Source organism: Peptoniphilus asaccharolyticus DSM 20463, from assembly GCF_900176115.1.
Taxonomy (GTDB): Bacteria; Bacillota; Clostridia; order Tissierellales; family Peptoniphilaceae; genus Peptoniphilus; species Peptoniphilus asaccharolyticus.
Window position 1 is genome coordinate 131,166 of record NZ_FWWR01000011.1, and the last position, 11,651, is coordinate 142,816.

Sequence of the window (11,651 nt, forward strand, 5' to 3'; positions counted from 1 at the left end):
AAAAAGGAAGCATTAGAGAAATTTCTTTAATACTTCCTTTTTTATTTATCTTCCTCCGCCGCCGCAACCGCCGCCGGAGAATCCTCCACCACCGCCGAATGAAGCGGAACCGCCACCGCCATAAGCAGCAGTAGTTATTACTTGGTTGTAAGAATTTTTAGAAAATGAATTCAAGTACAGGTAGTGTACATAGATATTGTTTGAACCGGAGTATTGATAGTCTGGATAGAATTTTTTAAAGCTTTCAAGAATGTCTTCACCAGCGCCGAGCAATGTAGCCACAACTAATATCTCATCCCAAAGAGCAACATCAATAGGCTCTTTTTCAGAAATTAAAGTGAAGTCATTTACAAATCTCTCGAACGCATATAGATTTGCTGTTTCAGACATACCTTTTTCAGTTAGATAATACTTTTTAGATGATTTCTCTTCCAAGTAGTTTTGCTTAATTAGATATTCTCTTCCTATTTCTTTTATACTCTCTGTAAATTTCATAGGGAATTCTTTTGACTTGATTAAGAACTTTTTAAATTCTTTGTCGGTTAGGATTTCATCATCACCTTTAGCTTCCCAAATGTAGTTAAAGAGTGTTCTTTCAAATTCATCATTCAATACAGGTTCTGAGTTTATCTTTAAGATATTATCTTCCGGATCCAAAAGCTTATTAAGCATGCCTGTATTTTTAACTTGTTCAATTGAAATATTGCCTGAACCAATCCATTTTAATATCTGAGCTGAAACAATACCGTTTAATATATCTGGTTCTTTTTGCATCAAATAAAACATTGCTGGCAAGTTGCCATCAAATGGTATGTCACGGTAGTAATCTGGGTGGTCTTTGTCAACTTCTTTGATATTCATTGCAATAGTACGTTTTTTAGAATACATGGCAATAGCTACGGTTATTACTAAAATTGGAAATATAATACAAAATCCAATAATTAAACCTATAAATCCAATATCTTCATCCGGAGGATTTATAGCGTCTCCTGGGGAGCCGTCAAAATCATTTTGGCTATTCTCATAGTCAGAGTCGACAAAGGCAGTTGATTTTAAACTGTTAAAACTGTCATCTATATTGTACGTAGGATTTATAATTCCCTTGTCAAGAGAAACTAAAATCGTAACATGATTATAGCTTGTAAATTGGTCTGTATTTTTGGCTACAATCTTGCCGTCTTCAAGCTGAATGTTTCCATAAAAACCAAAGGCCCAAAATTTAGCTGAATCCGTCAAGTCCACACCATTTTTTTGAATGGTAACTTTCACTACGTCCGGAGCCGGTTCCATATCGCTATTGATAAATCGGATATTAAATCCGTCGGAATCTGAAAATCCAATCACGGCATTTTTTAAATTATATTTTATAATATAAGTTTTAGATTCGAGTGCGGACTTTCCAAAACAAAGCTCTATTCCATCATTAGTGGTGTTTATTCCATATTTATTTGCTTTTTCGTCAAAACTTGCCTCGATATCCCAAGGTGAAACTTGGGTGTATGGACCATTTTCATCGGACACTTTGAAGTCTGTAAGCTCCATGTGGTTTAGATTTTGCATTGGAATAAAAAATTCTGTTCCACCGTCAGGAGTTGCATTCCAAATTTGTGTTACTTCCATTGAGCCATCATCGAGTATATTTGCTTCAACTTCGATTGATTTTATAGTATCTGCAAACACCACGCTAGGTATGCTCAGGAGTAAAAGTAAAAACATAGAAAATATTTTTTTCATTATATAATCACCTAAAAATTTAATTCTGGCATTTCAGATTTTTTAGAATCTGCATTCAGATATTCTTGAACTGAAAAACCAAACATTGATGCGAAAATTGAAGAAGGAAGTTGTTTTACTATTCTGTTGTACTTTGTAACAGAATCATTAAACACCATTCTTGCAACTCTCACTTTGTTCTCATAATCATTGACACTCTTCATAGTTTCTATATAGACTTGTGAAGCTTTTAAGTCAGGATATTGCTCTGCTAAGACATTAACTCTGCTCAAAGCACTTTGAATAGCTTGTTCATTACTCTCTAAGTTCTCCAAAGTTGTATTGCTCTTTCTACTGTCTATAACATCCATAAGAGTTCTATATTCATGGCTTGAATAAGCTGAAGTAGCTTTTGCAAGTTGGGTTAGAGCGTCCCAACGAGATTGTTGATTAACTCCAATTTGAGAAAAAGAGTTATCGATATATTCTTTAGCCCTTACCAACTGTCTTTGCACTGAAAGAGCATACACAGCTATAATTACAATAGCTAAAATTATTATATAAAAGTACATTATTAACCCTCCTTTTTGTATATTATATAATAAGTAAAAGAAATATATATAAATTTTTTGATGGGTGGGAATTATGAAAATTGTAATGCTTGATTATAAAACTCTAAACGTGGGTGACTTGAGCTTTGAAGAACTTAAAGCACTTGGAGATGTGGAGTTATATGAAAATACAGATATAGAAAATGAAAATGAAATTATAGAGAGAATTGGAGACGCCAAGGCGATTATAGTAAATAAAACTCCAATTTCTAAAAATGTCATTGAGAGATGCAAAAATTTAAAATATATAGGACTGTGTTCAACTGGCTATAATAATATAGACATTGAGGCGGCAAATGAAAGGGGTATAAGCGTGAGAAATTGTCCTGACTACTCAACTTATGCCGTAAGCCAATTTACAATTGGTCTGCTGCTTGAAATTTGTCATAACACATACAGACATACTCAATCTGTAATGAGTGGAGACTGGATAGATGCAGAAGATTTTTGCTATTGGAAATATCCTGTTATAGAGCTTTATGGGAAGACGATGGGTATTATTGGATTTGGGGACATCGGAAAGAATACAGGACGTATAGCTAAGAGCTTAGGGATGAATGTAATAGCAACTGGTTCGAGACCGACAAAGGAAGGCATGGATATAGGACGTTATGTGCCATTAGACAAGCTTTTAAGAGAGTCTGATGTAATAGCACTACACTGTCCATTAAATAGAGATACGGAACGCATAATCAACAGAGAAACCATATCTAAGATGAAAGACGGCGTGATTTTATTAAACACTGCAAGAGGTGGGTTGATAGATGAAGAAGATTTTAGAGATGCTCTTAACTCTGGAAAGATATATGCAGCTGGAATAGATACAATTGCAGAAGAACCTATGAGAGAGGACAATGTGTTATTAGGAGCTAAGAATTTGCTTATAACACCCCACATAGCATGGTCATCCGTTGATACTAGAAAAAGACTTTTAAAGATGGTTGTGGATAATTTGAACGCTTATATGAAAGGTGAATCAATAAACGAAGTTAAATAAATATATAAGTCAAAACTTAACTTTTGTATCCAAAATGTATCTTAGTCTTAGTTAGCATATAATAAAGATAAATTGAAATGAAGGTAAAGATTAAATATAATGTATAAGGGAAGGTTAATCACATGAAAATTATAATAATAGGTGGGGGAATCTCCGGAATCTTTGCAGCTATCGAATCAAAACGTTTAGGACATGAAGTTTTGGTTTTGGAAAAGAAAGATAGAATTCTTAAAAAGATGCTGACAACTGGAAACGGAAGATGTAATCTCACTAATGTAAATGTAACTCCAGAGCATTATAATTCAAAGTTTGTATCCAAGGCGCTAAGTAGTTTTACAAATAGAGACTTTATAGACTATTTAAAAACTATTGCCGTTTTTACAACTTGTGAGGGGAATAAAGTATATCCACAAACGCTTAAAGCACAAACTGTGGTTACTCAGCTGCTTGAAGAGGTAAAAGAGCTTGGAATTGAAGTTATAACTTCTTCACCAGTGTTAAAAGTAGAGAAGAAAAATAATTTTACAGTATACACAAATGAACATAAATATGTTGCGGATAGAGTTGTGTTTGCAACTGGAGGATGTTCATCTCCAAAGCTTGGAAGCGATGGAAAGAGTTTTGAAGTATTGAAGAGCTTGGGACATAAGGTAACAGATTTATATCCGGCTTTGACTCAGCTGACTTCAAATTCAAGGGATTTAAAATCCATAAGCGGAGTGAAAGTTTATTCCAAACCAAAATTGTACGTAGATGGTAATTTCGTCCAAGAAGAAGAGGGAGAAGTTTTATTTACCGAATATGGATTAAGTGGCCCTCCAATTTTAAGTTTATCTAAGAAAGTGAATATGGAAAGAGGAGATAAGTATGTGGAGTTTTCTCTTATAAATTATTCAAACGAAGATACTAAGGACGAATTATATAATATGTACTATATGTTCAGCCACTATCCACTTAAGAGATGGTTGATGGGCATAGTAGACAAAAAATTGGTAGCATATATTTGCAAAAAATTAGATTTAAATCAAGATGTGCCGGTGGGGAATATCGATGAAAACAAGTTTAAAGTCTTGGTTCAAGAACTTTTAGAACACAGAGTTGATATTTCGGGTACAAAGGGGTTTGAAACATCTCAAGTAACACTTGGAGGAGTTGAGCTATCCCAAGTTGATGAGATAACTTTTGAATCAAAGGTAGTAAAAGGGCTTTATATAATAGGTGAGGCTCTTAATATAGACGGAGTTTGCGGTGGATACAACATACAATGGGCGGTATCTTCTGCGATTATGATGAGCAGAAGTCTTTAGGAGGTAGAATGTTCTACTTACAGAATAGATTAAAAGAACATGGGAATATAGCAGTTGGAATAATTGGTTGTGGAATAATGGGAAGCTCTTTATTAGCTCAGCTAAAGGGACTACAAAATTTTACTCCTATTATTCTGGCATCAAGAAGAATTGAAAAGGTAAAAAATGCATTTTTATCAGCTGGATTTGATGAAAGTGAATTTTTGGTGACAGATGATATAGAAGTTGCAAGAGAGGTGCTAAAGAGCGGAAAGTCTATTGCGACAACTGATAATATGATTGCCGCAGAGTTACCTGATGTGGTAGTAGACTGCACAGGAGATACTAATGCGGGATGCGAAGTAACACTAAAGGCGATAGAATCTAACACTCATATTGTCAGCTTAAATGTTGAAATGGACGCAACAGTTGGCCCTTACTTAAAGGCACTGGCAGACGAAGCGGGAGTAGTTTATTCAGGGTCTGCTGGAGATGAGCCAGGGGCAATAATAGAATTATATGAGTTTTTAAACACTATGGGGTTTGAAGTCTTGGTGCTTGGAAAGGGAAAGAACAACAAGTTGGACAGAACGGCCACTCCGGATCAGCTTGAAGAAGAGGCAATTAAAAGAGGGCTTAATCCAAGAATGTTGACATCATTCGTGGACGGCACAAACACAATGACCGAATTGAATGCGGTTTGTAATGCAACTGGATTTGTTCCGGACATAAGAGGATGTCATTCTTTTTCAACCACACCTAAGACAATTGCACAAGATATAGACTTAGCTTCAAGAGGTTCAAAGTTAAACTCCTATGGCACAGTTGATTTTTCAATGGGGATAGCTCCGGGAGTGTTTGCAATAGCTAAGACTAATTCTGAGATAATTGACAATGAAATGGAATATCTAAGTGTTGGTAAAAGACCTAACTTTGCAATATATAGACCATACCATTTGACAAGTTTGGAAACACCAATCTCTATAATTAGAGCTGTGGTTTTAAAAGACTCTACTATAGCTCCTTATAAGGGTTCTGTGGCTGAGACAGTGGCCATTGCAAAAAAAGATTTGAAGAAGGGCGATAAACTTGAGGGAATAGGCGGAAGTTCTGTATATGGCGCTCTTGAAAAATCTACTATTCAAAGAGACGAAAATCTTTTACCTATAGGAATTATTACAGAAAACACTAAGCTTGTACGAGATGTAAAGATGGGTGAAGCACTAACTTATGAAGATGTACTATTAGACGAAAATGCGAGCATAGTTAAGGTGAGAAGGCTTCAAGACAATAATGCAATTGACAACTAAGGACAAAGTAATATAAAATATACAATTGAAATGCATAGTTACATTTAGAAAATGACTTTGGTAGAGTAGTGCATTTAGAAAGGACGAAAAGCCATGAGAATCACAAAAGAAACAGATTATGCATTCAGGATATGCGGTTACTTAGCCCAACACGAAGGTGAAGTAGTGGGAGCACCCAAAATTGCACATGATAGAGTTATACCAGAAAGATTTACATTAAGAATACTTAGAAAATTAAACTTGGCGGGAATAACTACAGCAAAAAGAGGAGTTACTGGAGGCTATATGTTAAATAGACCGAAAGAAGATATTTCTCTATATGATATAGTGGTTGCTATAGATGGACCAATAATTGTGAACAGATGCTTACATGAAGATGACCCTTATTGTTCATGTATGGGGGTAAATGCTTCAGATTTAAATGGGTGTAAGTTTCACGTAGCTCTTGAAGAAGTACAAAATTCGGTGATAAAAATTTTAAAATCTAAAACATTAGAATGTTTTGGTGAGAATAAGCAATGAAGAGACAGTTATAAACGGAGAGTTCAAAGAGAGCATTCGGATGGTGTGAGAATGCAACTTTAGTTTATGAAATCAACTTGGAGCAAAATGGTATGTCTGCCTTAAAGACATTGAGTGATAGGACCTATAATAAGGGTGGTACCGCGGCGTAAGTCGTCCCTTAATAAGGTCTTTTTTATTATAGATAATTTATCATAACAAGTGCAACATAAATAAACTCATAGCTAATCAGCTGTGTTAATATGTAAGTGACCAAACAAAACATATTAAAAGGAGTGATTAACTATGAGCTATAACCATCTTACCATAGAAGAAAGATCTTGTATTTACCAATTTTTAAATTTAGGAATGAGTATAAGGAAAATTGCACAAGCACTTAAAAGGTCACCTAGTACAATATCTAGAGAAATTAAAAGAAATTCATCTAAGATAAAAGTTAGTAGGGGAAGTTACACTAAGTACTTTCCGATAAAGGCAAATGATAAATATATTGATAGAAGAAAAGACTGCCATAGAAAAAGTAAATTTTCTAAAGATGTTATTGATTATTTAACTGTAAAGATTAACGAACATTGGTCCCCTGAACAAATATCAAATAGAAACACAAATGAGATTCATGAATTACCATCTACATCAACGATATATAGAATGATACACGCCAAAAAGCTGCCAAAAACTAGTATGAAAAATTTGAGAAGAAAAGCTAAATTTAAAAGGCCAGCAGAAAAAAGAGGAAAATTCAATGATAAAGGTAGAACAATTAAGAAAAGACCTAAAGAGATATACAGAAGGCAAGAATTAGGCCACTGGGAAGCAGATACAGTGGAATCAGGCAGATTAGATCAATAAAAGGAAAAGTAGATGTTGTTTCGTAACTTTAGCAGAAAGAAAATCTAGATATTATATAGCAATCCTAGTTGAAAATAGAAAGTCGGAAAGCGTAACACCAGCAATAATAAATGCATTAAAAGATTATCCAAAAGAATTAGTAAAAACAATAACCTTTGATAGAGGTAAAGAATTTTCAGAATTTGAGAAAATAGAAAAAGAATTAGGATGCAAAACTTATTTTTGTGATCCCTATTGTGCATGGCAAAAAGGTACAAATGAAAATAGTAACGGACTTTTGAGGGAGTTTTATCCTAAGGGTATGGATTTATCAGAAGTGAATATTGATGAATTAAATTATAACTTAAGTTTAATGAATAATAGACCTAGAAAATGTATAAAATATAAAACACCTAAAGAAGAACTTTTTGGTCTCTTACCATAGGTGTTGCATTTGATTTGACAATTCGTCTATATAAAATAAGGAGGAAAAGTCATGGAAAATTTTAAACCGCTTTCAAAATCGCCAGTAAAAGACAGAGAAGCTGAAATCTCAACTTACTGGGATGACATAGATCTATTAAAAAGATCTGTTGAGACAAGAGAAGGTAAAGAGTCCTACATTTTTTATGAAGGGCCACCAACAGCAAATGGTAAACCGGGGATCCACCACGTAATTGCAAGAACTTTAAAAGATTTAACTTGTAGATATAAAACTATGAGTGGCTATAAAGTAAAGCGTAAAGCCGGTTGGGACACTCACGGGTTGCCAGTAGAAATTGAAGTTGAAAAGAAATTAGGACTTCACAACAAACAGGACATAGAAAAATATGGGGTTGCAGAATTCAACGAAATGTGTAGACAATCCGTATGGGAATATGAATCTGAATGGAGAAGACTAACTCGTAGAATGGCTTATCTAATTGACTTAGATGATCCATACGTAACTTTGGATAACAACTTTATAGAATCTGTTTGGAACATCTACAACAAGATGTTTAAAGATGGACTTATTTATGAAGGACACAAGATACTTCCATATTGCCCACGTTGTGGAACAGGTCTAGCATCTCACGAAGTTGCACAAGGTTATGAAGAAATAAAAACAGAAACAGTAACAGCAAAGTTTAAGAGAAAAGACAAAGAAAATGAATATTTCTTAGCGTGGACAACAACTCCATGGACTTTACCATCAAACGTAACACTTGCTGTAAACCCTAAAGTTGAATATATAAGAGCAAAGATTCATGACGAAGTTTATATCGTGGCAAAAGAATTAGCTGACAAGGTATTTGACCACGAATATGAAGTGCTTGAAACATTAAAGGGAAGCGAATTAGAAGGAGTTGAATATGAACAACTATTAAAGTTCATTCAAACAGACCAAAAAGCTTTCTATGTTACAACAGCTGATTATGTAACAACAGAAGATGGTACAGGTATCGTACACACAGCACCAGCTTTCGGGGAAGACGACTACCAAACAGGAAGAAGATATGGTCTACCTGTGTTTAATCCAGTTGATGAATCTGGTAGATTTACAGAAACTCCTTGGAAAGGTATGTTCGTAATGGACGCTGATCCAGAGGTTATTCAATATCTAAGAGAAAACAACTTACTATTTGAAAAACATAAATTTGTTCACAACTATCCACACTGCTGGAGATGCCATACTCCACTAATCTATTATGCTCACCCATCTTGGTATATCGAAGTTACTAAGTTCAAAGAAAAGCTTGTAGAAAACAACAACGGAGTAAACTGGTTCCCAGATTATGTAGGGGAAAAGAGATTTGGAAACTGGTTAGAAAACTTAAACGACTGGGCAATATCTCGTTCAAGATATTGGGGAACTCCACTTCCAATTTGGAAATGTGAAGAATGTGGACACACAACTTCAGTAGGTTCAAGAAAGGAACTTGCAGAAAGAGCAATTGAAGACATAGATGAGTCAATTGAACTTCACAGACCATACGTTGATGATGTTCATATCAAGTGCGACAAATGTGGTCATACTATGTCAAGAATACCAGAAGTTGGAGACGTTTGGTTCGATTCAGGAGCTATGCCTTTTGCTCAATGGCACTACCCATTTGAACATGAAGACGACTTCAATGAATTGTTCCCAGCAGATTTCATCTGTGAAGGTATCGACCAAACAAGAGGTTGGTTCTATTCACTTCTTGCAATCTCAACTTATATGACAGGTAAGAGCCCATATAAGAATGTACTTGTAAATGACTTAATTTTAGATAAATTTGGAAAGAAGATGTCTAAGTCAAAGGGCAACACAGTTGAACCATTTGATTTATTCGACAGATATGGAGCAGACGTAGTTAGATGGTACTTGATGTATGTATCACCACCATGGACTCCAACAAAATTTGATGAAGATGGACTTAGAGAAGTTGATTCTAAATTCTTCAGATCAATCAGAAATATCTACAACTTCTTTAGCTTATATGCAAATACAGACGGAATAAATCCAAGAGAATTTGACGTTGCGTATGAAAAAAGAGATGAAATTGACAAGTGGTTATTATCTAAATACAACAACCTTGTAAAAACCGTAAGAGAAGATATGGATAAATTTGAAGTTACAAAAGTTGTTAGAAACATCCAAGAATTTGTAATAGAAGATTTATCAAACTGGTATATCAGAAGAAACAGAAGAAGATTCTGGGCAACTGAAATCGATGACGACAAGAAAGCTGTATATGCGACAACATACGAAGTTATGCTTGGAATAGCTAAGTTAATAGCTCCATTTGTGCCATTCACTGCAGAAGAACTTTACAGAAGTTTAACTGATGGAGAATCTGTTCACCTTGAAATGTATCCAGAAGTTGATAGTGCTCTAATAGATGAAAAAATAGAAGAAAAGATGGACTTAGTTAGAAACTTAGTTGCTCTAGGACGTGCTTCAAGAGAAAATGCTAAGATAAAAGTACGTCAACCACTTCTAAAAGTAATTATCGACGGAAAATATAAAGAAATAATTGCTGAATTAGATGAACTTATAAAAGAAGAACTTAACGTTAAAGAAGTTCACTTTGAAGATGATCTTTCACAATTTATGAACTATGAATTAAAACCAAACTTCAAAGTTGCAGGTTCAATTCTTGGAAGCAAGATAAAAGACTTCTCAAAATATTTAAATTCTGTAGATCCTAAGGAATTCGTAACAGAACTTTCAAACAGACCGAAAGAAGTTGAATTGAATGGAGAAAGAACAGAAATTAAAGAAGAATATATCTTAATAAACATCAAATCTAAAGAAGGTTTTGACGTAACAATGGAAAACAATCTATTTGTAATCCTTGATACAGAGCTTAATGAAGATTTAGTAAATGAAGGATATATCAGAGAATTCATTTCTAAAATCCAACAAATGAGAAAGAACTTAGATTTAAATATCTTAGACAATATCAAGATTGAATACACATCAGATGATGAAGTTGTAAAAGCTATTGAAGCCGGTGCAGAATTTATCAAAACTGAAACATTAGCAGTTGAAGTAGTTAAAGCTGATTCTGTTGATGGAGAAGAAGTAGATCTTAACTCTCACAGTTCAAAAATTAGAATACAAAAAGCTTAAAAATAAATCCCTTGAGCTAATGCTTGAGGGATTATTTAATTAAATTTTAAATTAAAAAGTTAATTGCTAAGGTTAGTAAAAGATTAAATTAATTTTATTATAATTTGATTTATTTTAAGATTATAATTTAAGATTTAATGGTATTATATGATACAGCAGTATAAGTAAAGACAGAAAATGAAATATAAAATTTTGTAAGAAATTATGTAATAGATATTGCATAACGAAGAAAATTATGATATTATCAAACATTTACTTTATTTAACCACTTTGATATACTATATATGTCCAGGAGGTATTGCAATGTATAATATTGGAGACAAAATAGTGTATCCTATGCATGGAGCGGGTGTAATAGTAGGAATCGAAGAGAGAGAAATTCTTGATGAGACAAGAAAGTATTACATATTAAGGCTACCTGTAAAAGATATGGAAGTAATGGTACCGGTAGAATATGCAGATGAAGTAGGTGTAAGAGATATTCTTACAAGAGAAGATATGGACAAAGTTTTTGAAGTTTTGAGAAGTGAAGAAAAAATAGAGATGCCAAAAAACTGGAGCAGAAGATATAGATTCAATATGGACAGAATTAAATCGGGAAATATTGAAGAAATAGCTAGAGTTGTGAGAGCTCTTGAAAGATCAGATACTTCTAAGAACTTATCGACAGGTGAGAGGAAATTACTTAATTGTGCTAAACAAATTATAATCTCTGAGATGGTATTGGTTTATGAAGAGGACTACGAGAAAATCGTAGAAATTGTAGATGATGCCATTTTAAGATAA

At 34.0% G+C, this 11,651-nt stretch carries 8 protein-coding genes, 1 pseudogene and 1 other annotated feature; of the genes and pseudogenes, 7 read left to right on the plus strand and 2 right to left on the minus strand.

Annotated elements, in window-relative coordinates; all coding sequences use genetic code 11:
* Window positions 1-45: 45 nt before the first annotated feature.
* Both B8869_RS08380 and B8869_RS08385 read right to left on the minus strand, forming a co-directional pair.
* On the minus strand, window positions 46-1,734 hold the full coding sequence (locus B8869_RS08380; RefSeq protein WP_084231201.1) for a DUF2207 family protein: 1,689 nt from the start codon (window positions 1,732-1,734) through the stop codon (window positions 46-48).
* 11 nt (window positions 1,735-1,745) lie between these two features.
* On the minus strand, window positions 1,746-2,285 hold the full coding sequence (locus B8869_RS08385; RefSeq protein WP_084231202.1) for a LemA family protein: 540 nt from the start codon (window positions 2,283-2,285) through the stop codon (window positions 1,746-1,748).
* A gap of 73 nt (window positions 2,286-2,358) precedes the next feature.
* Here B8869_RS08385 and B8869_RS08390 point away from each other — a divergent pair, with 73 nt between their 5' ends.
* From B8869_RS08390 to B8869_RS08420, 7 genes and pseudogenes are all read left to right on the plus strand, one after another.
* Window positions 2,359-3,321, plus strand: a complete 963-nt coding sequence (locus B8869_RS08390) for a D-2-hydroxyacid dehydrogenase (RefSeq protein ID WP_084231203.1) — start codon at window positions 2,359-2,361, stop codon at window positions 3,319-3,321.
* A 122-nt stretch (window positions 3,322-3,443) separates the two neighbouring features.
* The gene (locus B8869_RS08395) at window positions 3,444-4,628 is read left to right on the plus strand and encodes an aminoacetone oxidase family FAD-binding enzyme (protein ID WP_084231204.1); all 1,185 of its coding nucleotides are present in this window, start codon (window positions 3,444-3,446) and stop codon (window positions 4,626-4,628) included.
* Between the two features lie 8 nt (window positions 4,629-4,636).
* Complete coding sequence (locus B8869_RS08400; RefSeq protein WP_084231205.1) at window positions 4,637-5,917, plus strand: NAD(P)H-dependent oxidoreductase; 1,281 nt, start codon at window positions 4,637-4,639, stop codon at window positions 5,915-5,917.
* Between the two features lie 93 nt (window positions 5,918-6,010).
* Complete coding sequence (locus B8869_RS08405; RefSeq protein ID WP_084231206.1) at window positions 6,011-6,439, plus strand: RrF2 family transcriptional regulator; 429 nt, start codon at window positions 6,011-6,013, stop codon at window positions 6,437-6,439.
* Window positions 6,427-6,603: a binding site (T-box leader), on the plus strand. (Overlaps the previous gene by 13 nt.)
* 121 nt (window positions 6,604-6,724) lie before the next feature.
* Window positions 6,725-7,712 (plus strand): annotated as a pseudogene (locus B8869_RS08410) (IS30 family transposase).
* A gap of 51 nt (window positions 7,713-7,763) precedes the next feature.
* On the plus strand, window positions 7,764-10,865 hold the full coding sequence (gene ileS / locus B8869_RS08415) for an isoleucine--tRNA ligase (RefSeq protein ID WP_084231207.1): 3,102 nt from the start codon (window positions 7,764-7,766) through the stop codon (window positions 10,863-10,865).
* A gap of 303 nt (window positions 10,866-11,168) precedes the next feature.
* The gene (locus B8869_RS08420) at window positions 11,169-11,651 is read left to right on the plus strand and encodes a CarD family transcriptional regulator (RefSeq protein WP_084231208.1); all 483 of its coding nucleotides are present in this window, start codon (window positions 11,169-11,171) and stop codon (window positions 11,649-11,651) included.